19 protein-coding genes are annotated in these 22659 nt (G+C 67.9%); 13 read left to right on the top strand and 6 right to left on the bottom strand.

Features of this window, described 5'->3' with window-relative positions:
- Positions 1–30: 30 nt before the first annotated feature.
- Positions 31–882 carry a pyridoxal kinase PdxY gene (gene pdxY, locus RQG77_RS13635; RefSeq protein WP_056307601.1) on the bottom strand — a complete coding sequence of 284 codons (852 nt, stop codon included), beginning with the start codon at positions 880–882 and terminating at the stop codon, positions 31–33.
- 46 nt (positions 883–928) lie between these two features.
- Positions 929–2236, bottom strand: a complete 1308-nt coding sequence (locus RQG77_RS13630; protein WP_311245171.1) for an aminotransferase class I/II-fold pyridoxal phosphate-dependent enzyme — start codon at positions 2234–2236, stop codon at positions 929–931.
- Positions 2237–2350: 114 nt separating this feature from the next.
- Between RQG77_RS13630 and pdxS the strand changes: the two genes are divergently transcribed.
- The 5 genes from pdxS (at position 2351) to RQG77_RS13605 (ending at position 9383) form a co-directional block, all read left to right on the top strand.
- Positions 2351–3244 carry a pyridoxal 5'-phosphate synthase lyase subunit PdxS gene (pdxS, locus tag RQG77_RS13625; protein ID WP_311245170.1) on the top strand — a complete coding sequence of 298 codons (894 nt, stop codon included), beginning with the start codon at positions 2351–2353 and terminating at the stop codon, positions 3242–3244.
- The gene (gene pdxT / locus RQG77_RS13620) at positions 3234–3839 is read left to right on the top strand and encodes a pyridoxal 5'-phosphate synthase glutaminase subunit PdxT (RefSeq protein ID WP_311245169.1); all 606 of its coding nucleotides are present in this window, start codon (positions 3234–3236) and stop codon (positions 3837–3839) included. Before pdxS ends, pdxT begins: the two co-directional genes overlap by 11 nt.
- Positions 3840–3911: 72 nt before the next feature.
- Positions 3912–5375, top strand: a complete 1464-nt coding sequence (locus RQG77_RS13615) for a DUF3375 domain-containing protein (protein ID WP_311245168.1) — start codon at positions 3912–3914, stop codon at positions 5373–5375.
- Positions 5368–6027 carry a DUF4194 domain-containing protein gene (locus RQG77_RS13610; RefSeq protein WP_056510267.1) on the top strand — a complete coding sequence of 220 codons (660 nt, stop codon included), beginning with the start codon at positions 5368–5370 and terminating at the stop codon, positions 6025–6027. Before RQG77_RS13615 ends, RQG77_RS13610 begins: the two co-directional genes overlap by 8 nt.
- Positions 6024–9383 (top strand): SbcC/MukB-like Walker B domain-containing protein, encoded by a 3360-nt coding sequence (locus RQG77_RS13605; RefSeq protein ID WP_311245167.1) that lies wholly within the window; start codon positions 6024–6026, stop codon positions 9381–9383. The genes RQG77_RS13610 and RQG77_RS13605 overlap by 4 nt, the downstream gene beginning before the upstream one ends.
- Before the next feature lie 16 nt (positions 9384–9399).
- Here RQG77_RS13605 and RQG77_RS13600 read toward each other — a convergent pair whose 3' ends face one another.
- Positions 9400–10779: an aminotransferase class V-fold PLP-dependent enzyme gene (locus RQG77_RS13600; RefSeq protein ID WP_311245166.1), complete on the bottom strand. Its 1380-nt coding sequence runs from the start codon at positions 10777–10779 to the stop codon at positions 9400–9402.
- A gap of 27 nt (positions 10780–10806) precedes the next feature.
- The gene (locus tag RQG77_RS13595) at positions 10807–11760 is read right to left on the bottom strand and encodes an aminoglycoside phosphotransferase family protein (RefSeq protein WP_311245165.1); all 954 of its coding nucleotides are present in this window, start codon (positions 11758–11760) and stop codon (positions 10807–10809) included.
- A gap of 159 nt (positions 11761–11919) precedes the next feature.
- Here RQG77_RS13595 and RQG77_RS13590 point away from each other — a divergent pair, with 159 nt between their 5' ends.
- From RQG77_RS13590 to RQG77_RS13555, 8 genes are all read left to right on the top strand, one after another.
- Positions 11920–12681 (top strand): YebC/PmpR family DNA-binding transcriptional regulator, encoded by a 762-nt coding sequence (locus tag RQG77_RS13590; protein ID WP_311245233.1) that lies wholly within the window; start codon positions 11920–11922, stop codon positions 12679–12681.
- 45 nt (positions 12682–12726) lie between these two features.
- Positions 12727–13308, top strand: a complete 582-nt coding sequence (gene ruvC, locus RQG77_RS13585; RefSeq protein ID WP_311245164.1) for a crossover junction endodeoxyribonuclease RuvC — start codon at positions 12727–12729, stop codon at positions 13306–13308.
- 9 nt (positions 13309–13317) lie between these two features.
- Positions 13318–13923: a Holliday junction branch migration protein RuvA gene (gene ruvA / locus RQG77_RS13580; protein WP_311245163.1), complete on the top strand. Its 606-nt coding sequence runs from the start codon at positions 13318–13320 to the stop codon at positions 13921–13923.
- Positions 13916–14941 (top strand): Holliday junction branch migration DNA helicase RuvB, encoded by a 1026-nt coding sequence (gene ruvB / locus RQG77_RS13575; RefSeq protein ID WP_311245162.1) that lies wholly within the window; start codon positions 13916–13918, stop codon positions 14939–14941. Before ruvA ends, ruvB begins: the two co-directional genes overlap by 8 nt.
- A 75-nt stretch (positions 14942–15016) precedes the next feature.
- A complete protein-coding gene (gene yajC, locus RQG77_RS13570) occupies positions 15017–15421 on the top strand; it encodes a preprotein translocase subunit YajC (protein WP_311245161.1) in 405 nt (134 codons plus the stop codon).
- Positions 15422–15474: 53 nt separating this feature from the next.
- Positions 15475–17205 (top strand): protein translocase subunit SecD, encoded by a 1731-nt coding sequence (secD, locus tag RQG77_RS13565; RefSeq protein ID WP_311245160.1) that lies wholly within the window; start codon positions 15475–15477, stop codon positions 17203–17205.
- Entirely contained in the window at positions 17205–18194 is a 990-nt protein-coding gene (gene secF, locus RQG77_RS13560) for a protein translocase subunit SecF (protein ID WP_311245159.1), read from the top strand. The genes secD and secF overlap by 1 nt, the downstream gene beginning before the upstream one ends.
- Positions 18195–18262: 68 nt before the next feature.
- Positions 18263–20512, top strand: coding sequence for a bifunctional (p)ppGpp synthetase/guanosine-3',5'-bis(diphosphate) 3'-pyrophosphohydrolase (locus RQG77_RS13555; protein WP_311245158.1), 2250 nt, complete (start codon positions 18263–18265; stop codon positions 20510–20512).
- Here RQG77_RS13555 and RQG77_RS13550 read toward each other — a convergent pair.
- Together RQG77_RS13550 and RQG77_RS13545 are read right to left on the bottom strand one after the other, a co-directional pair.
- On the bottom strand, positions 20499–21050 hold the full coding sequence (locus RQG77_RS13550) for a type IV toxin-antitoxin system AbiEi family antitoxin (protein ID WP_311245157.1): 552 nt from the start codon (positions 21048–21050) through the stop codon (positions 20499–20501). The genes RQG77_RS13555 and RQG77_RS13550 overlap by 14 nt on opposite strands.
- Before the next feature lie 61 nt (positions 21051–21111).
- Complete coding sequence (locus tag RQG77_RS13545; RefSeq protein ID WP_311245156.1) at positions 21112–22476, bottom strand: DUF349 domain-containing protein; 1365 nt, start codon at positions 22474–22476, stop codon at positions 21112–21114.
- Positions 22477–22659: the final 183 nt, after the last annotated feature.

Here is a 22659-nt window from a genome sequence, read left to right as displayed (position 1 = left end):
GACGAAACGCGCCGCGCTCGCTCGATCCGCTCAGCGCACCTGGCGTGCGGTGAACTGCATCCGCGGGTTCGCATAGAACTCCTGCGCCTCGACGAGCTGCAGCTCGCGCGCACCGGACTCCAGGGTCGCGGCGAGCAGGTCGAACACGCTGGACGCCGTGCGCTCGAGCGCAGCCTTCGCGTCGCCGGTCTCGACGTAGTGCGCGGTGAAGAGCGCAGCGGTCACGTCGCCCGAGCCGTTCGCCTTCATAGGCAGCCGAGGCGTCTGCACGATCCAGGCGCCCGCCGAGTCGGCGACGAGCATCTCGATCGTGCCCTCTTCGCGGTCGGGGCGCTCGACGCTCGTGACGAGCACGGTGCGCGGTCCCATGGCCATCGCCAGGTCGACAGAGGCGAGCGTGGACTCCAGCGTGTCCGGTTCGGTCCCGGTGAGGAACCCGAGCTCGAACTGGTTCGGAGTGATGATGTCGGCGGCAGGCACGACCTTCTCACGCAGCAGGATCGGGATCGCCGGCGCGACGAAGCATCCGGACTTCGCGTTCCCCATCACCGGGTCGCACGCGTAGACCGCATCGGGGTTCGCCGCCTTGACGCGGGCGACGGCGTCGATGATCACGTCTCCTATGCCCTCGCCGCCCTGGTAACCGCTGAGCACGGCGTCGATCTCGCCGAACACGCCGCGCTCCTCGATGCCCGTGAGGACCTCGCGCACATCGTTCGGATCGATCATCGGACCGCGCCAGGCGCCGTAGCCGGTGTGGTTCGAGAAGTTCACGGTGTAGACCGGGAGAACCTCGACGCCGATGCGCTGCAGCGGGAAGACCGCGGCGGAGTTTCCGACATGGCCGTACGCGACGGCGGACTGGATGGAGAGGACCTTCATTCCCCGATCCTTTCGGTGAGGGCGGGAGTGGTCCCGCGGCGGTGGATCATCGGACGGCGGCGACGAGGTCGGCGACGAGCGTCGCCGTGTCGTCTTCGGACAGGTCGTGCACCGTGAGGCGCAGGTGGCGCGACGGGTCGGCGCGCTCATCGAGGGCGAAGTCGTCGCCGGTGCGGGCGAGCCAGCCTCGACGCATGAGCCGCTCGGCGACGAGGCGCGCGGGCTTCGGCAGCTCGATCCACAGACTCAGGCCGTCGGTGGTGGGGGAGTCGAGGCCGTGCTCGCGCAGGCGCGAGGCGAAGGCCTCGTTGCGTACCGCATAGTGCTCGCGGGCGTCGGCGATGCGTGACAGCACCGAGTCGTCGGTCAGCTGCGTGAGCGTGAGACGCTGCAGCAGGTGGCTGACCCAGGTGGTCCCGGGGCTCAGGCGCATGGCGAGGCGCTCGGCCGTGGTGGCATCCGTCGCCGCGATGGCGAGGCACATGTCGGGCCCGAGGAACTTCGACACCGAGCGCACCAGTGCGAACCGCCGGTGATCCGGGCCGATCAGTGATTCGTACGTGCGCTGTGACAGCATCGAGAAATGGTCGTCCTCGATGATCAGCACGTACGGATGCTCGGCGAGCACGGCACGCAGCTCCGCAGCGCGGCCGGCGGTGAGGCTCGCGCCGGTCGGATTCTGAGCGCGCGGCGTGCAGATCACAGCGCGCACGCCGTCGTCCAGGGCGGCGCGCAGCCCCTCGACCGTCATCCCCTGCTCGTCGACCGGCACGGGTACGGCCCGATACCCGCCGAGCCGGACGGTGTGGATGCTCGCGAGGAAGCAGGGGTCCTCGAGCGCGACGGCGTCGTCGCGCATCAGCGCCTGGGCGAGCAGGCGCTCGACGGCGTCGACGGCGCCGCTCGTGATCGTGATGCCGAAGTCGAGGTGACCGAGATCCTGCGCGATCCATTCGCGCGCCCAGTCGTCGAGTCCGCGGTCGATCACGGGCTCGCCGTAGAGCACCGGGCGACCGGCCACCGTCGCCAGTGCAGGCGACGGATCGGGGATCAGACGGGGGTCGGGGTTACCCGTGCCGACATCGCGCAGCACGGTGTCTGAGGCGTAGCCCTCCTGGGCGACAGACTCGAGACCGGCGACGACCGTGCCGGCACGCCCTCGCGAGACCACGAGCCCGGCCTGGGCGAGCTGCCGGTAAGCGGCGACCGCGGTGTTGCGGTTGACGCCGAGGGTGGTGGCGAGCTCCCGCACGGGAGGCAGAGGACTGCCGGCGCGCAGCACACCGCGGTCGCGCAGGCCGCGCACGCTGTCGGCGATGTCCGCTGCGGTCGTTCCGGTGATCTGGTCGCTCATGTCTCCTCATCTCCGATTCTAGGTCGTTCCGGACAGTGCTACTGTTTGGCCTAGATCAAACGAGATTTCGTTCGACACACTCATGCACATCGTGCTTCCCCGACAGGAGCTCTCATGACTGAACAGACCACCACCGGATCCTCGCGCGTCAAGCGCGGTCTCGCCGAGATGCTCAAGGGCGGCGTGATCATGGACGTGGTCACCGCCGACCAGGCGAAGATCGCCGAAGACGCGGGCGCCGTCGCCGTCATGGCACTCGAGCGGGTTCCCGCCGACATCCGCGCCCAGGGCGGCGTCTCGCGCATGAGCGACCCCGACATGATCGACAGCATCATCGCGTCGGTCTCGATCCCCGTCATGGCGAAGGCCCGCATCGGCCACTTCGTCGAAGCGCAGGTGCTGCAGGAGCTCGGCGTCGACTACATCGACGAGTCCGAGGTGCTCTCTCCCGCCGACTACGTGAACCACATCGACAAGCAGAGCTTCGCGGTGCCCTTCGTCTGCGGCGCGACCAATCTCGGCGAGGCATTGCGTCGTATCAACGAGGGTGCGGCGATGATCCGCTCCAAGGGTGAGGCCGGCACGGGGGATGTCTCGGAGGCGATGAAGCACATCCGCAAGATCCGCGGCGAGATCGCCGCTCTCACGGCTCTTCCGAAGGACGAGCTGTTCGTTGCGGCGAAGGAGCTGCAGGCGCCCTACGAGCTCGTCGCTGAGATTGCCGAGACGGGCACGCTCCCGGTCGTGCTCTTCGTCGCGGGCGGCGTGGCGACTCCGGCGGACGCCGCGATGATGATGCAGCTCGGCGCCGACGGCGTCTTCGTGGGATCCGGCATCTTCAAGTCGGGAAACCCCGCGGAGCGCGCCAAGGCGATCGTCAAGGCGACCACGTTCTTCGACGACGCGAAGGTGATCGCCGAGGTCTCGCGCGGCCTCGGAGAGGCGATGGTCGGCATCAACGTGTCCGACCTCCCCGCCCCGCACCGCCTGGCCGAGCGTGGCTGGTAGTCCACGGGTCGGCGTCCTCGCTCTGCAGGGCGACGTGCGCGAGCACGCCGCCCTGCTCTCGGGGCTCGGGGCCGACGTGGCGCTGGTGCGTCGCCCGGAGGAACTGGCGGCCGTAGACGGCCTCGTCATCCCCGGCGGTGAGTCGAGCGTGATCGACAAGCTGTCGCGCACCTTCGGGATGCAGGAGCAGATTCGCGCGGCGATCGCTGCGGGTCTTCCGGTGTACGGCACGTGCGCCGGGCTGATCCTGCTCGCGGACGAGGTGCTCGACGGTATCGAGGGGCAGCAGTCGTTCGGCGGCATGGACGTGAGCGTTCGCCGCAATGCCTTCGGTCGTCAGACCGAGTCGTTCGAGATCGGCCTCGACGTGCCGCTGCTGGGCGATGTGCCGGTGCACGCGACATTCATCCGTGCGCCGATCGTCGAGCGCGCAGGCGACGGGGTCGAGGTGCTCGCCTCGCTGCCGGACGGCGGAATCGTCGCGGTGCGGCAAGGTTCCCTCCTGGGGACCAGCTTCCACCCCGAGGTCGACGGAGAGACCCGGTTCCACGAGGCGTTCCTCGAAAGCGTCAGGGATCGCGCCGCTCGTCGATGATGGGGTCGCGGGCGACCCGCCACGCACCAGGCGTGACAGGCCGGAGCCCGAGGTCGGACTATTCTCTTTCGAGTGACTGGATCCAGGGCTGAGGCCGCGTATGCGCGTGCCGTCACCGCATTCAGCACCCCGACCCTCGATCTCCTGCACGGTCGGTTCGCCCCCTTCGTGGTGGCGTCGCTCACTCTCCTGTTCAACGCCGACCGGGCGTCGGTCGCGGTCGCAGACGCCCACGCCGAACTGGCCGAAGTGCTCGACGAGCTCCGCGCGGCGGGGTACGACGAGGACGAGCGGAAGCTGCCGTCCGGGAGCGGACGTGACGTGTGCCGCAACTGGGTGCGTCTCGGCTGGCTGATCCAGCAGATCGACGACGACGTCGAGGTCTATCGCCTGTCGGCGCACGCCGTCGCCGCCCTCGAGATCTCGGGCCGCACCGGCGGGGGGCGTACACGAGTGTCGAACTCCCGTGTACGCACTCTGCTCGACGCTGTGGAGCATCTCTCTGTCAGTGCCGAGGTCGACCCGGTTCGCCGCCTGTCGCGACTGCAGACGGAACGCGATCTGCTCGACGCCGAGATCGCTCGCATCGAAGAGTCCGGACACGCGGAGCCTGCAGACGACGAAGAACTCCTCGAAGAAGCGGAGAACGTGCTGCACCTGGCACGCGAGCTCCCCGCGGACTTCACGCGGGTCGCCGAGTCGCTCAGAGCGATGCAGCGCGACGTCGTCGCCCACCTCCGGAGGGACGAGAGGCCGACGAGCGAAGTGCTGCGCGAGTACCTCCAGCGTGCGCAGGACGTGATGCAGTCGACCCCGGAGGGGCGCGCCTTCGCCGGGGCCCTGCGCCTGATCGGAGACCCCGACCGCATCGACGCCCTCACCGAGCAGCTCCGTGGCCTTCTCGACCAGCCTTTCGCCCGTATGCTCGACGGCACGCAGCGTGCCGAGCTCGACGCGATCGCACGCCGCGTGGAGCTCGGGGTGGAAGAGGTACTGGCCGCTCAGCGCCGCGCCTCGCATGTCATCACCGGCCAGGTGAAGACCCACGATCCGCTGCGTGATCGTCAGATCGACGACCTTCTCCGCGACGTCATCGCAGGACTCCACGGGTGGGCAGGGCCCGCCACGGTCGTCGACCCGGTGCGCAGCATGCCGCTGATCGACCTCGGGCATCTGCGACAGACCACCAGTGACATCCGTCCTCCGCGCGCCCCGGCGCCCCTCGCCGACGCGGACGACGTCGACTTCCTCGATCACGACACTCGGGCATGGGGCGGTCCGCGATATGCGGAGCTCGAGGCGTACGTCGCAGGTCTCGGTGCGGACTTCGATCTCGCCGAAACGTTCCGTGCGGTGCCCGTCTCGGCTCGACGCCCCGTCGACCTGCTCGGTCTGCTCGAGATCGCGCACCGGAACGGTCTCACCGACGCAGACGGCATCTCGACGGTCGAAGCGCTGCGACCCGACGGGACGACTCGTCGATTCGCCTTCGGCACCGTGACCGCCCGCAGCACGAAAGAGGATGCAGATGAGTGACGACGACCTCACCACAGCCGTCGTGGACGAGGGGTTCATCGCCCCCACAGCGATGGAGGACGACCTCGAGGCGCATTTCCCGGGCGATCGCGGCACGCTCGACCCCGAGATCAGGCGAGTGCTCGTGCACCTGCTTCAGCGCCGCTTCCTCTCGATGGAGCGCAACCGTCGCGAGTGGACGCTTCTGCTCGAGCATCAGCAGGTGATCGAATCGCGTCTCAACGACATCTACCTGCGGCTGATCATCGATCACGCCCGTGGGTTCGCGTACAAGCAGCAGTTGCGCTCCGATGAGGTCGAGATGCCTGTGCTGCTGAAGGATTCTCCATATTCGCGAGCCGAGACGCTCGTACTCGTGCATCTGCGAACCGTCTATCAGCGCGAGTCCGCATCCGGCGAGGGCTCCGTGCGGATCGACATCGAGGACGTCGAGCAGACGGTCCTCAGCTACTTCGCCGATGTCGACGGCGGAACCGCGAAGCAGCAGCGGGCGATCCGCAGCGCGCTGGACCGGTTGGATCGAGAGGGCATCGTGCAGGAGGAGACCAGCGGACGGTATCGGATCACCGCCCTCGTCGAGGTGGTGCTCAGCGCCGAAACCCTCAAAGAGCTGCGGGAGTGGCTGCGAGCCCAGGCGGTGGTGGCGCGATGACGATGATGGACACGCTCTTCGGGATGATCCCCGCGAGCTCCCGTGGCCAGCAGTGGGTCGCCGAAGAGCTGCAGCTCATCAACTGGGGCGGCTACGACGGCGGGCCGCACAGGGTGCGGTTCTCGCCGGATGCGACCCTGCTGTGTGGCGGTTCGGGGTCAGGCAAGTCCACGCTCATGGACGGCTACATCGCCCTCATGATGCCGCACACGACACCGTTCAACGGTGCCTCCAACGGCGGGGTGACGGGGCGCCCGCGAGGCGAGGAGCAGCGGAACATCCTGTCGTACGGCCGGGGCAAGATCGACGAGTCCCGCACCGACGAGGGCACCAAGCTCCGCGTGCTGCGGGGTGACGGCGAGGACACATGGAGCGCCGTCTCGATGACCTGGCTGGATCACGACGGGTCGCGCTTCACGGCGGTGCGCGGCTGGTACATCCCCGCGGATGCCCGAACGCTCGAGGACACCACGAGGTTGCGCGCCACGATCGACGGAGCCTTCGATCTCACGCACCTCGAGCGGGCCGTGGCTCAGCGGCTCAATGACGCATCGGTGCGCGCCGTCGGGCTCGATCCTGTCGCGACCGATCGCGAGTTCTCGGCGCGCCTGCACGCGGTGCTCGGAATCGGTGCCGCAGGATCCGGCGCCAAGGCGATCAGCCTCCTCGCCCGGATCCAGGCCGGCCAGCAGATCACCACGGTCGACGACCTGTACAAGAAGCTCGTGCTCGAGGAACCCGAGACGATGGCGACCGCGGACGCGGTGGTCGCTCACTTCGACGAGCTCGAGAGCACGCGCACGAGGATGCTGGTCGCGAAGCAGCAGGTGGCGGCTCTCGAGCCGATCCGGGGGATCTCCGAGCGCATCGAGGCGGCTTCGGAGCGGATGCGGGTCGTGGACGAGGTGGGGGTCTTCTCCGAACCGACCTCGCTCGCGGCACTGTGGAGCGCAGAACGACGTCTCGACCTCCTGCGCGAAGTGGAGACCGACCTGCGCGACCGGACTCAGGCACTCCAGCTGGCGGTGAGAGAGAAGACCGCCCTCATCGCCGCTGCCGAGGTCGAGCGTGAAGGGCTTCTGGACGTGCTGCGGCAGTCAGGAGGCGATCGCCTGGAGACTGCTCAGCGTGAGCTGCGCGGCGTAGAGCGCCGGCTCGAGGACATCCAGCGCGAGCGGGCCCGTTTCGACGCCGTCGCAGCGGAGCTCGACGCCGAGGTGCATGACGCGGCCGGATTCGAGGACCTGCTCGCCCGTCTCGGTCGAGACCTCCCGCAGGCCGGTCTCCGTGCCGCGCGCGCCGCATTCGCCGATGCCGAGTCTGCGCGCAGGACGGCTGCGAGCGAGCTGGCCCGCGTGCAGGCCGAGCGGGAGCACGCCCGAGAACTCCGCGGGAGCATTCCTGCGCATCTGGACGAGTCGAGAGCCCTCCTCGCTCGGGCCGCCGGGCTCGCTCCGACGGATCTGCCGTTCGTCGGCGAGCTGATCGAGGTGCGCACCGAGTTCGAGCCCTGGCGGGAGGCGTTCAACCTCGCGCTCGGCGGATTCGCACGGACGCTGCTGATCGACGTCGCGAACCTCGGACGCTTCCGCGCCGCCATCGACTCCGTCCGCACCGCGGAGCGGATCAGCTACGAAGGTGTGCACACCGGTCTCGTCGAATCGCGGACGGCTGACCCGCGAACGCTTCCCGGTCGTCTCGACCATCGGTCCACCCCGTTCACCGGGTGGCTCCAGCAGCGACTCCGTGAGCGGTTCGAGTACGTGTGCGTCGACTCCTCGGCCGAGCTCGCCGAGCACCCTCGTGCGCTCACGCTCGCGGGGCAGGTGTCTCAGGGCGACCGCGGGTCGCATGGCGGTCACGGACGCGCGAACCTGCTCGGATTCTCGAACGCGCGCCGTCTGCGCGAGCTCGACGAACAGATCAGCGAGCTGGAGAGCCGACGGGATGCTGCGGCTTCCGCGGCTGCCGAGGCGGAGGCCGGTCTCGACCGGATCGAGGCCACAGCCAAGGCGCACGCGAAGATCGAGGACCTCACCTGGGATCAGCTCGATGTCGAGGCCGTGTCGGCGGAACGCGCGCGCTGGCTCGCGGTCGAGGCGGAAGTCACCGACGAGAACCCGAAGATCGCCGAGCTGCGTTCTCAGGCCGACGAGCTCCGCACGCGAGCGGGCCGTCTGCGGGATGAGAACTCCCGCCTGGGCGGCGAACTCACGGTCGCTCAGGATCGATGGGTCGAGGTGACCGACCAGGTCGACGCGTGTCAGCGGATCGTCGACGCGGCGGAGGCAGCCGAGATCGCTCTCGAGGAGAGGCACCGTTCCTTCCTCGATGCACGCTTCCTCGGTGCGGACTCGGCCGTCAGCGTCACCGCGTCGGAGCGACTCGCCCACCTCGACTCCGCGTTGCGCACCGCGGCGACCAGGCTGCTCGAGGATCGCACGTCGGCTGCTGCGGCGCACGCCGACCAGCGCGAGCAGATGCGACGCCTGATGACAGGGTTCCTCGAGCGTTGGGACACCCTGACGATCCTGGCCGACCCCGACGAGTCTGTCGCCGAGTTCGAGGGCATCCTCGAGGCGCTCGAGACCAAGGGGCTGCACGAGCTGGAGTCCGAGTGGCGAGACAGCCTGCTCAAGCTCTCCGGCAACGATCTGACGAGTCTCGATTCGACGCTCGGCCGCTCGCTGCGCGAGATCAAGAACCGCATCGACCCGATCAACAGGATCATGGAGGAACTGCCGTTCTACGACGACGAGCATCGCCTGCAGATCACGCCGCGCGAAAATCAGTCCGAGGCGCGCAGGCGATTCCGTCGCGAGCTGCGCGAGGTGCGGGGCCTCATCGAGGCAGCCGCGACGGATGCGGATCGCGAGAGCGTCTACCGGAGGATGAGTCGCCTGATCGGTCGGATGCGGCGGACCGCGCCGGACTTCGCGGAGCTCATCGATGTGCGCAACCACGTCAGGGTTAGTGCCGAACGGATCCACGCCACGACACGGGAGCACGTCGCGCTCTACGACCACATCGGCGAGAAATCGGGCGGAGAGTCGCAGGAGCTCGTCGCGTTCATCGTCGGGGCCGCGCTGCGATATCAGCTCGGCGACGCGGGGGCTGAGCGTCCGCGATATGCGCCGGTGTTCATGGACGAGGCACTCATCAAGGCGGACGCGCATTTCACGAAGCGTGCGATCGGTGCGTGGCGGGGTCTCGGCTTCCAGCTCGTGATCGGCGCGCCGAACGACAAGTACAGCGCGATCGAACCGCACGTCGACGTCGAGTACGACATCCTGAAGGACACCCGCGGTCGCTCGTGGGCCCGGCCCAAGGTCGGTCTGCCCGCCGGGGCCGAGTGATCCGACTCGACGCGGCTCACCCGGCCACGAGGTCCCGGATCGCGTCGACCGTGCGGTCGATGTCGTCTCGGGTCGTCGCCCAGGACGACATCGAGCAGCGTAGCGCTGCTCGGCCCCGCCATTCGGCGCCGGTCAGAGCGGCCGTTCCCTCGACGAGAACGGCCTCACCGAGGGCGCGGGTCGCATCGTCGTCGTCGAGCCGGAACATGACCTGGGTGTAACCGACCTCGTTGAGGATGCGGATCCCGTCGATCGTGGCGAGCCCCGCGGCCATCGCGACCGCGTTCTCATGAAGCCTGTCGATCAGGTGCGCGATGCCACCCTTCCCCAGACTGCGCATCGCCGCCCAGGCGGGTACGCCGCGCGCGCGACGCGAGAGCTCGGGTGTGACGTCCCACGGATCCAGGCTCGTGTAGACCAGATAGTCGCCGCCGGTGCGGAACGCGGCGATCGAGTCGGCCGGGTCCCGGACGATGGCCATCCCGCAGTCATAGGGCACGTTGAGAGTCTTGTGCGCATCGGTGGCCCAGGAGTCGGCGTCTGACATGCCCGCCGTGAGCGACCGTAGCGACTCGGATGCCGCGGCCCACAGGCCGAACGCACCGTCGACGTGCACCCAGGCGCCGCGCTCGTGGGCGATCGGCACGAGGGCTGCGAAGTCGTCGAACGCTCCGGTGTGCACCTCGCCGGCTTGAAGACAGACGATGGCCGGTCCTGAGCCGGCGTCGAGCACGCGGCTCAGTGCGTTGGGGCGCATGCGGCCTTCGTCGTCGGAGTCGACGACGGTGATCTCGGAGCGGCCGATGCCGAGGAAGCGGGCTGCTCGGTCGATCGATCCGTGACGATCGGCGCCCACGACGAAGCGGATCGGCGGAGACTCCCGCAGCCCCTGTTCGCTGAGGTTCCATCCGACTCGGGCGAGCACGGCGTTGCGGGCCGTCGAGAGGCAGGTGAAGTTCGCCATCTGGCCTCCCGTGGCGAATCCGACGCTCGCGGATTCGGGCAGACCGAGGATGTCGAGCATCCATCGCCCAGCCACGCGCTCCAACGCCACGGTCGTCGGCGTGAGCAGCGCCGACCCCGAATTCTGGTCCCAGGCCGAGACGAGCCAGTCGGCGGCGAGAGCGGCAGGATGCGTACCGCCGATCACGAATCCGAAGAAGCGTCCGCCGGGGATGGCGACGAGGCCGGGGTCTGCCCGTGACACGATCTGCTCGATGACGTCCTCCGCATCCAGTCCCTCAGCGGGCAGCGGTCCGCCGAAAGCGTCGAGCATCTCGGCGAGAGTCGCACGCGGCCACACCGGTCTGTCGTCGAGCGAACTGAGGAACTCGAGTGCCGCGCGGTGGGCGGCGTCCAGCCCGCGGATCCTGTCATCGTCGACGCTGTGGTCCATGAGTCAGGACTACACCCGTGATCCGTGTCACACCAGGGGGATGCTGTCCGTCAGCCCTTCGGTCACGCTCGCCAGCCATCGGAGGGCGGGTACGGCCTGCTGTCGCTGGAACGCGCGCAGCCCCGGCAGCTGGGGGATCTCCGGCTGAGCCTGGTTGAACCAGAGGAACGACGCGAAGCCCGAGATGACGGGGAGCAACGCGTGCTGCGTCGGTGCGCCGTGGGCCTCGAAGATCCGCCACGCATCCTCACATCGGGGGCCGCCCGATGCTTCGACGCTGGGGAGGAAGCAGGGGAGATCTACCCAGGCCGCGCCACGGCGCGCGTGCGGCCAGTCGAGAAGACGCGCCTCACCGTCGCTGATCAGGATGTTGTCGGCTCGCAGATCGTCGTGGACGATGGCATCGCCCTGCAGAGCGTCGCGGAACTCCTTCTCGACCTCCCTCAACTCCGGAATCCGTGCGCGCAGAGAAATCGGCAGGCCCGCGAGCAGGAGCGGATCCTCTGCGATCTGCGCCCATCGTGTGAAGCCCGGGATCATCCTGTCTTCCGCCCTCTCCATCCCCTCAGGCGCAGCAGTGGCCGACAGTCGGGCCATGCTCGCAGCGATGGTGTCGAGATCGCTCGGGGTCCAGGGCGCACCGGGATGCCGGCCGTCGATCGCTTCCAGCACGAGCGCGACACCGGCATCCGTATCGATCGTCGCGCGCACCGACGGCCCGAGATGCGGTGGGAGCATCGAGACGGCGCGGATCTCCTCGCGAAGGAAATGAAGGGAGTCCGCGTGCCAGTCGGCACCGCATGCCTTGACGAAGGCGCGCCCGACCGTCGTCACGACGACGCCGGCGTACGAGGCGCTGAAGCCGCCGTGTGCGGGGGAGTCGGAGACGAACCGACCGCCGATCGCTCCGATGACCCCCGATCGGATGGCAGGCGGCAGAGACGCCCACTCCGGGCGGAGGCGGTCGGCTCCTGGGATCATGATCGGGTGCGTCCTCTGCGGTCGGCTGATCGGATCGACGCTATCAGCGGTCGACCGCAGTCCTTCGACACGTGTGCAGCCGCATGGCGGGGGCATGGTTCGATAGAATGGACGATGCCCTGGGCCGAGCCCACGGGCGGATACGACGAGCGGAGACTTATGTCCGGGCATTCCAAGTGGGCCACCACGAAGCACAAGAAGGCCATCATCGACTCCAGGCGCGCCAAGTCCTGGGCCAAGCTCATCAAGAACATCGAGGTCGCCGCCAAGCTCGGCGGAGCCGACCTGCAGGGAAACCCGACACTGTTCGACGCCGTGCAGAAGGCGAAGAAGACGTCTGTCCCGAAGGACAACATCGACCGCGCGGTGAAGCGCGGAGCGGGCATCGGCGGCGAAGCCGTCGAGTACACCTCGATCATGTACGAAGGCTACGGACCCAACGGCGTCGCGATGATGATCGAGTGTCTGACCGACAACAAGAACCGCGCAGCGGCCGAGGTGCGCACGGCGCTCAGCCGCAACGGCGGCACTCTCGCCGATCCCGGCAGCGTCGCCTACAACTTCAGCCGCAAGGGTGTGATCGTCGTCGGCTCCGAGGGCACGACCGAGGATGACGTCATGATGGCCGCTCTCGAAGCGGGCGCCGAAGAGATCGAGCCCCACGCAGAGGGCTTCGAGATCATCACCGAGGCGACCGATCTCGTGGCCGTCCGCAGCGCTCTGCAGGAGGCCGGCATCGACTACGAGTCGGCCGACGTGGAGTTCGTGCCGAATCTCAAGGTCGAGATCGATGCCGACACCGCGCGCAAGATCTTCCGCCTCATCGACGCACTCGAGGACAGCGAGGACGTGCAGAACGTCTTCACCAACTTCGATCTTACGGCCGAGGTTCAGGCAGAGCTCGAGAACGACGACGCGTAGGCGCGGCGAGCGTGCGCAGGCGATGACGACGAATAGCCTGGGGGAGTGACCTCCTCGCTTCGCGTGCTCGGCATCGACCCAGGCCTCACCCGCTGCGGTGTCGGGGTCGTCGACGTCGACGGATCGCGACGCGGAACACTCGTGCACGTCGGCGTCATCCGGTCGGCGCCCGAGCTGCCGATCGGAGAGAGGCTCGCCCTCGTCGCCGCCGGCATCCGCGAGGTCATCGCGGCGCACAACCCGGATGCCGTGGCTGTGGAGCGTGTGTTCGCTCAGCAGAACACCCATACCGTGATGGGCACGGCGCAGGCGAGCGGTGTGGCACTGCTGCTCGCGGCCGAGGCGGGTCTTCCCGCTGCCACGCACACTCCGAGCGAGGTGAAGGCGGCCGTCACCGGGTACGGCTCGGCCGACAAGCGGCAGGTGCAATCGATGATCGCGCGCATCCTGCGTCTGGATGCTCCTCCTCAGCCGGCCGACGCCGCGGACGCCCTCGCCATCGCGCTGTGCCATGCCTGGCGTCGAGGGGCATCCGGTGCGCCGGGGCAGGGGGCCCTCACGCCCGCCCAGCGCGCCTGGGCCGACGCGGAGCGTGTCGCTCGAACATATATACGACCGGGTGCGTAGGCTGAGGGAATGATCTCCTCGCTGCACGGCGCCGTCCTCCATTCGACAGCCGATCAGGTCATCATCGATGTCGGCGGTGTCGGGTTCTCGGTCGCCGTTCCCGCAGACGTGGCCCACACGGCGACCGTCGGCGAGAAGCTGCTGCTGCACACGAGCCTGATCGTGCGCGAGGACTCCCTGTCGCTGTTCGGCTTCGCCGACCGCAGCGAACTCGAGATCTTCGGTCTGCTGATCAGCGTGACGGGGGTCGGGCCGAAGTCGGCACTCGGTGTGCTCTCGCATCTCACCGTCGATCAGATCGCCGACGCGGTCACGACCGAGGACGATGCCCCGTTCCGGCGCGTCTCCGGCATCGGACCCAAGACGGCAAAGCTCATCGTCCTCCAGCTCGCGGGCAAGGTGCACCCGGTGGGCCCGCCGGCGAAGCAGTCGGCGAGCGCGCCCGTCGACGTGGTCGATCAGGTGACTGCCGCTCTCGTCGGCCTCGGGTGGTCCGAGAAGGTCGCCGCCGAGGCCGCGACCCAGACCGCCGCGGAGGCCACCGACGCCGAGCGTGCGGCCGTCGCGCCGCTGCTGCGTCGCACCCTGGCGCTTCTGGGGCCTGCGCGTGTCTGACGCCCTCGACGCCACGGAGCCCTCCGACGACACCGAGCTCGCGATCGAGGGCGCACTGCGTCCGACGAGCCTCGGCGAGTTCGTCGGGCAGCAGAAGGTGCGCGGTCAGCTCCAGCTGCTTCTCGACGCGGCGCGCATCCAGAACCGCCCTCCCGACCACATCCTGCTCGCGGGTCCTCCCGGACTCGGCAAGACCACGCTCGCGATGATCGTCGCTCACGAGAGCGAGCGCCCTCTCCGACTCTCGAGCGGTCCCGCGATCCAGCACGCCGGCGATCTTGCGGCGCTGCTGTCGAGCCTCGTGCCCGGCGAGGTGCTGTTCATCGACGAGATCCACCGCATGGCGCGCTCTGCCGAAGAGATGCTGTACCTCGCGATGGAGGACTTCCGCATCGACATCATGGTGGGCAAGGGTGCGGGAGCGACGAGCATCCCGCTCGACCTCGCGCCGTTCACGCTGGTCGGCGCGACGACCCGTTCCGGCCTGCTGCCCAATCCGTTGCGTGACCGCTTCGGTTTCACGGGTCACCTGGAGTTCTACGATGAGTCCGAGCTCGAGCGGGTGATCGCCCGTTCGGCACAGATGCTGGGAGTCGACGTCCCCCGTGACTCGCTCTCCGAGATCGCCCGTCGATCGCGGGGAACGCCCCGCATCGCGAACCGCCTGCTGCGGCGCGTGCGCGACTACGCCCTCGTGCACGGGGGAGGAGCGGCCTCTCTCGATGGCGTTCAGGCGGCCCTGGAACTCTACGACGTCGATCCCATCGGGCTCGACAGGCTCGACAGAGCCGTTCTCGAAGCTCTCGTACGACGATTCCGCGGAGGCCCCGTGGGCCTGAGCACGCTCGCGGTCGCGGTCGGTGAAGAGGCCGAGACCGTCGAGAGCGTCGTCGAGCCGTATCTCGTGCGAATCGGTTTCCTCGGGCGCACGCCCCGTGGCCGCGTCGCCATGCCAGAGGCCTATGCGCACCTCGGCGTGGTGCATCCGGACGGGGCGCTTCGCCTTGATGACCTATAATCACTGAAGACTTCCCCCGATAGAACTGCGCGCCCTTTCTCTGGTGCGCGCACCTGAGAAAGGCCCCCTGTCACCATGCCCATGGAAATCCTCCTCTTCGGCCTTCTCGCCGTGCTCGTCGTCTTCATGTTCGTCAACGGACGCAAGCGCCAGAAGCAGATGAAGGCGGAACAGGAAGAGAAGGCCACCAAGACGGTCCCCGGTGTCAAGGTCCTGATGCAGGGCGGCATCTACGGCACGATCGTCGCCTACGACCACGATGACCTCGACTCGCCCGCACTCGTGGAGATCGCTCCCGGCACGGTCATCGAGGTGCACAGCCAGGCCATCCTCCGCATCGTGGAGCCCAAGGACGCGATCGTCGCCGAGGCCGACGACTCGGTCGTCGTGGTCGACGACGCACCGCTCGACGACGCTCCGGCGATCGAGACCACCGAGGAGACCCGTCGTCGTCTCGAGCGCGACGCCGACGACAAGTAGTCTTCACCGCTGCACCACCTCGGCACTCCGGCATCTAAGAAAGCTGATCACACGTGGCCACTTCTTCCCCGGTCCGTCACGCCTGGCGAGTCCTTCTCGGTCTCGTCCTGGTGACGGGCCTCCTCTTCGGCATCAACGCACTGGGTGTCTACGTCTTCAAGCAGAGCTCATGGGCTCCCGAGCTCGCGCTCGACCTGCAGGGCGGAACGCAGATCGTACTCAGCGCCGAGACCGAGGACGGAGCAGCGCCCTCGTCGGAGCAGCTCGACCAGGCGGCGGCGATCATCCGGCAGCGCGTCGACGCCTCGGGTGTGGCCGAGGCCGACATCACCACCGAGGGCGGCCGCAACATCGTCGTCCAGATCCCGGGTGTCGCAGACCAGCAGACCCGTGAGCGGATCCAGTCCAGCGCCCAGCTGCAGTTCCGCCCGGTGCTCGCGACCACCGCCGGCACCAACACGTTCGTGGGCGAGGACGGCAACGAGACGGCGTTCCCGGCGCCGGATGATTCGGTCAGCGACACTCCGACCGCTGAGCCGACCGATGCGAGCGACCTGTCATGGGTCACCGACAGGCTCGCTGCCGAGTTCCAGGCCTACGACTGCGCGAATCCCGAGAACGACCCGTCCCGCGCTCCGCAGGATGAGCCGCTCATCGCCTGCGACCCGACGGGGCAGGCGAAGTACCTCCTGGGTCCGACCGAGCTCACCGGTACTGCGATCACGGACGCCACGGCAGGCCGCGACCCGCAGTCCGGCGCTTGGCTCGTGCAGCTGACGATGAACGCCGACGGCACAGAGGCATTCGGCGAGGTGAGCACGCGTCTCAATCAGAACCGCCTCGAGAACCTGACCCCCCGTGATCAGTTCGCATTCGTCCTCGATGGCTCCGTGATCAGCGCGCCGCGGATGAACGGGCAGATCCTCGACGGTCGCCCCAGCATCTCCGGCGACTTCGATCAGGACTCGGCGACCGCCCTGGCAGACCAGCTCAAGTTCGGTGCTCTTCCGCTGAGCTTCACCGTGCAGAGCTCCGACACCATCTCAGCGACCCTCGGCACCCAGCAGCTGCAGATCGGCCTGATCGCCGGACTCATCGGTCTCGCACTCGTCGCGATCTACTCGCTCATCGTCTATCGAGCACTCGGGTCGGTGATCATCGCATCGATCGCGGTGATGGCCGTGCTCACGTACGTCATCATCTGCATCCTGGCGTGGCGACTCGGCTTCCGCCTCTCGCTGGCGGGGGTCGCGGGTCTGATCGTGTCGATCGGATTCACGGCCGACTCGTTCATCGTGTACTTCGAGCGAATCCGAGACGAGCTCCGAGACGGCAAATCGATCACCTCGGCGGTCGAAGACGGCTGGGGCAGAGCCAAACGAACGATCTACATCTCGAAGTCGATCAACATCCTCGCGGCCGTCGTGCTGTACATCCTCGCGGACGCCACAGTGAAGGGTTTCGCGTTCACCCTGGGTCTCACCACTCTCATCGACGTGTTCATCTTCGTGATCTTCACGCACCCGGTCATGCAGCTGCTCGCGAGGACGAAGTTCTTCGGCGGTGGCCACAAGCTCTCGGGCCTCGATCCTGAGTCGCTCGGTGCCGTGTACCGCAGCCGTTCGCAGTTCCGCGCGGTCTCGACGGCCACAGCCGGTCGGGGAGCGAAGAACGCCCGTTCGCGCGGCGAGGCAGATCGCCGCCAGACCATCGCAGAGCGCAAGCGCGCCGAAGCACTCGCCGGTGACAGATCCACCAGCACCGGAAGTGAGGGGGACGCGTGATGGCTTCCATGAACGAATTCGGAAACAACCTCTACACGGGCAAGACGTCCTTCCCGTTCGTCGCGAAGCGTCGACTGTGGTTCATCATCGCGATCATCCTCGTGGTGGGCTCTGCTCTCGTTCCGCTGATCCGGCCGATCCAGTTCTCGATCGAGTTCACCGGCGGATCGCAGTTCACGGTCCAGGCACCTGACTCCACAGAGCAGCAGACCGCGACGGATGCCGTGCAGTCCGTGGTGCCGGGTGCAGCGACCAAGGTGGTCGTCATCAGCGGCAGCGACATTCGCGTGCAGACCGACCAGATGAGCGCGGACGAGACCCAGCAGGTCTCCGAAGCGCTGGCCGAGGCCTATGGCGTCGAGCCCGAGAGCGTCACGTCGTCGTTCATCGGCCCGGCCTGGGGTGAGAACGTCACGAAGCAGTCGCTGTGGGGGCTCGCGATCTTCCTCGCGTTGACCTTCCTGATCCTCGCGATCTACTTCCGCACCTGGAAGATGTCGGCCGCCGCGATCATCGGCCTGCTCGACGTGCTCGTCATCACGGTGGGCGTCTATGCGCTGGCCGGCTTCGAGATCTCGCCCGCCGCCGTGATCGGCTTCCTGACGATCCTCGCGTACTCGCTGTACGACACCACGGTCGTGTTCGACAAGATCCGCGAGAACACCACGGAAGACGGTGAGAACTCGTCCAGGACGTTCGGCGAATCGGTCAACCTCGCGGTGAACCAGACGCTCATCCGATCGATCAACACCTCGGTCGTGGCCGCGCTGCCCGTCGGCGCGGTGCTCTTCATCGGTGCCTTCTGGCTCGGTGCCGAGTCGCTGACCGACATCTCGCTGTCGATCTTCGTCGGCATCCTGGTGGCCACCTATTCGACCCTGTTCGTCGCCGCGCCGCTGTACTCGCTCTTCCGCGAGAACGAGCCGCAGATCAAGGCCCGTGACGAGAAGGTGCGCGAGTCCCGCGAGAAGGCCGCCGTAGAGGTCTGATCGTCCCCGCTTCGCGGGGCCGCACCCCGCAGAGCACGCGTAAGCTGTTGTGATTCGGAGGTGAGCGGATGGCGGAACCGCAGACGGCGTCGCAGGGATCGAGCCTGAGACGACTGGTTCCCCGCATCTTCTCGCGCGCGCCCAGGGTCAACGACCTCGACAACCTCATCCGCACGGTGCGGGCGAACCATCCGAAGGGCGACCTCGCGGTCATCGAGCGCGCCTACACCGTGGCGAAAGACAAGCACACGGGTCAGCAGCGCCAGAGCGGTGAGCCGTACATCACGCACCCGCTCGCCGTCGCCCAGATCCTCGCCGAGATGGGACTCGGCCCTCGCGCGATCGCCGCGGCACTCCTGCACGACACGGTGGAGGACACCGGCTACGCGCTGACCGACCTCACGGCCGAGTTCGGCGACGAGGTCGCGATGCTCGTCGACGGTGTGACCAAGCTCGACAAGGTCAAGTACGGCGAGAGCGCTCAGGCCGAGACGGTTCGCAAGATGATCGTCGCGATGTCGAAGGATATCCGCGTCCTGCTCATCAAGCTCGCCGACCGACTGCACAACGCGCGGACCTGGGGTTTCGTGCCGCCTGAGAAGGCTGCCAAGAAGGCCAAGGAGACGCTCGAGATCTACGCGCCGCTGGCCAACCGCCTCGGCATCCAGGCGATCAAGTCGGAGCTCGAAGATCTCTCGTTCGCGGTGCTGCACCCGAAGATCTACAACGAGATCCACAACCTGATCGCGCAGCGCACCCCGCAACGCGAGAAGTATCTCGCCCAGGTCGTCGAGGAGATCGACGAAGACCTTCGCGACCTGCGCATACGCGGCAAGGTCGTCGGCCGTCCGAAGCAGCTCTACTCGGTCTATCAGAAGATGGTGGTGCGAGGTCGCGAGTTCGACGACATCTACGACCTCATCGGCATCCGTGTTCTCGTCGCATCGGTGCGCGACTGCTACGCCGTTCTCGGCGCGATCCACGCGCGGTGGACGCCGCTTCCCGGTCGCTTCAAGGACTACATCGCGACCCCGAAGTTCAACCTCTACCAGTCCCTGCACACCACGGTGATCGGTCCGTCGGGACGCACGGTCGAGATCCAGATCCGCACGCACGAGATGCACCAGCAGGCGGAGTACGGCGTCGCCGCGCACTGGATGTACAAGGAGCGGATGAACGGCGGCAAGGCCGAGGTCCGTGCGTCGGACAGCGACATGGCCTGGCTCGCGCACATCTCCGACTGGCAGGCCGAGACCGCCGATCCCGGTGAGTTCCTGGACTCGCTCCGCTTCGAGATCGGGGCGAAGGAGGTCTACGTCTTCACGCCCAAGGGGCGTGTGGTCGGCCTCCCCGCCGGAGCGACTCCGGTCGACTTCGCCTATGCCGTGCACACCGAGATCGGCCACCGCACGATGGGCTCGAAGGTCAATGGCCGCCTCGTCCCGCTCGAGTCCGAGCTCAAGAGCGGTGACGTCGTCGAGGTCTTCACGTCGAAGAACCCCGACGCCGGTCCGAGCCAGGACTGGCTCGGCTTCGTCAAGAGCACGCGGGCCAGGAACAAGATCCGCGGGTGGTTCACGAAAGAGCGCCGCGAAGAGGCGATCGAGCAGGGCAAGGAGGCCATCGCCCGCGCGATGCGCCGCCAGAACATGCCCCTGCAGCGCCTGATGAGCCAGGACTCGTTCGCCGAGGTCGCTCATCAGCTCCGCTACGAAGACGTCTCGGCGCTCTACGCCGCGGTCGGCGAAGGACACGTGTCGACGCAGTCGGTGCTCGAGAAGGTCACGGCGCTCGTCGCGGCGACCGACCCGGCGACCGGGCCGATCGACCTCCCGGGCAGCATGCCGTCGCGCGAGCCGCGTGCCGGAGATTCGGGTGTGCTGGTGCGAGGCGCCTCCGACATCCTCGTGAAGGTCGCCAAATGCTGCACCCCCGTTCCCGGCGACGAGATCGTGGGCTTCGTGACGCGCGGAAGCGGCGTCTCGGTGCACCGCACGGACTGCCCGAACGTCAAGGCCCTCGCGGGCGAAGAGGATCGGTTCGTCGAGGTGTGGTGGGCGCCCACGACCAAGAGCGTCTTCCGCGTGCAGATCCAGGTCGAAGCGCTCGACAGGTCGGGCCTGCTCTCGGATGTCACACGGGTGCTCAGCGAGCACCACGTCAACATCCTCTCGGCGACGGTCAGCACCACAGACGAGCGCCTCGCGATCAGCCGTTTCGTGTTCGAGATGGGTGACGCCGTGCACCTCGATCGGGTGCTGAACGCCGTGCGACGCATCGACGCGGTCTACGACGTGTACCGAGTCACATCGTCCTGACGAGCAGCCTCTCGAGGGCTCCGCGGCCGGCGCGCTTTCCCGGTACCCGCGACAGCGCGTCCAGATCGGTGAGCGCTTCGGAGACCAGCTGCGGATCGACGTGCGACAGCAGCACCATCCAGCGCCGCAGCGACTCGTCGCGGTAGAGGCCGAGAGCCAGATCGATCATGGTTCGCGCGGGCGTCATGACCGGCACTCCACCGATCCAGACGAGATCGGATGACGGCAGTGCGGTGTCGTGCAGGGTGACACGCGCGGGGACGGCGGGACGGATCCGCCTCTGCACCGCTCGTCTGACGTGGTGACGCGCCGGGGGAGCGTCACCGGCACCGTGGATCCATGCGGCCGTCGGTCCCGACGCCGCGGTGTCCGCGGGGATGAGAGTCGCGACGGCGGCCGCGCGCGCGCTCGCGCTCTCGACCAGATCGGCCGGGATGTACCCCTCACCGAGTTCGACGAGATGACCGTCGAGCCGTGCAGCGCTGAGCTCGGGGGCGGTCAGTCGGCCACCAGGCAGATACAGGAACGCGGGATGCATCCCGCCAGTCTGGCGCGTTGCATCCCGCGTTCCGGGTCGATCCGTGGATCTGTGGAGAGGGTCAGCCTCCGAGGGCGCTGAGCCAGGTGCGGCGTGCCTCGAGAGCATCCGCTGCGGTCTTGGCCGCCTTCTTGTCACCCGACTTCTCGGCAGCGGCGAGCTCGGCCTCGAGCTTCTCGATGGCCTCGAGCAGCTGCGAGCTCATGTCGTTGGCACGAGCCTTGGTCTCGGGGTTGTTCTTCTTCCAGTCGACCTCTTCGCGAGCCTTGAGCGCCTGTTCGATCGTCCGCAGGCGATCATCGAGTGCACGCTCCTTCTCACGCGGGAAGATGCGACCGAGCTCGTCCCACTGACGCTGGATGCCGGTGAGCAGCGCGCGGGCGCGCTTGATGTTCGGCTCGTCGGCAACCGCCTTGGCCTCTTCGAGGAGTGCCTGGCGTGCCTCGATCTTCGGACCGGATTCGGCCTCTTCCGCGGCGGACTGCTCGGCGCGTGCCGCGTACAGCGCGTCACCGGCGGCCTTGAACCGTGCCCAGAGAGCGTCGTCGGCCTTGCGACCTGCGCGGCCTGCGGCCTTCCACTCGTCGAGGAGGTTCCGGTACGACGGGATGCCGTCGACGCCGCGCGGAGCGAGGGCCTCGGCGCGTTCGACCAGACGGGTCTTCGCGTCGCGGGCGCTCTTGTGCGTGTCGTCCAGCTCCGAGTAGAAGGCACGGCGCGCCTTGTCGACGGTGCCGCGCGCGTCACGGAATCGCTTCCAGAGCTGCTGCGACACGCTCTTCGACAGACGAGGACCGTTCTGCTGATGCGCCTGCCAGGCGTCGAAGAGCTCGCCGAGCTCGGCCGTGACCTGCTTCCACTGCACCTTCGACAGATCGCGCGCGGCGATCGCCTCGGCGCGCTCGACCAGGGCCGTGCGCTCGGCGACGGCCTGGTCGACGAGTTCCTTGGCCTGCTGGGCCTCCTGCGCGGTCGCCTCCGACAGCGACGCGGTCAGCGTGTTCAGCCGCTCGCGGAGTCCGGCGAGGTCACCCACCGCCGCGGCATCCGTCGCCTCGTCGAGCAGATGACCTGCCTGCTTCACGAGATCACCGGCGGACGCGCCGCCCGACTGATGACGCTGCTCGAGGGCGTGGACCTTGAAGGCGATGTCGTCGTACTTGCGCACGAAGTAGGCGAGAGCCTCGTCGGGGGTGCCGTCGGGGTACTGCCCGACGACGCGCCAGTCCTCACCCTCGCGGACCTCGACCGTGCCGTCTTCGGACACGCGACCCCACTCGGCCGCGTCTGCGGAGGACGACGCGCTGACGGGCGCGGCGGTGGCAGCCGGAGCGGCAGCGGCGGGCTTGGACAGCTTCCGCGGCAGCGGAGCGGCCGGGCGAGTGGGAACGGGGGGAGTCGGCTTCGACGGCTCTGTGGCAGACACGGTGATTCTCCTTGCGCGGTAGGGCCCGCGGGAGGCGGAAAGGACGACCTTCAGCCTAGTACGCCAGGGAGCCTGCGATGTGGTGGTCGTTTCTCACAATGGTCGTTATCGATCTGTGAGCAGAACGTTCGACGCAGGAAACACTGCGCGTCACATGCGGGAAACACCGTGCTCCTATCGTCG

Origin of the sequence: Microbacterium sp. WCS2018Hpa-23, assembly GCF_031843845.1 — a bacterium.
GTDB lineage: Bacteria > Actinomycetota > Actinomycetes > Actinomycetales > Microbacteriaceae > Microbacterium.
This window is presented reverse-complemented; position numbering and strand designations above follow the sequence as displayed.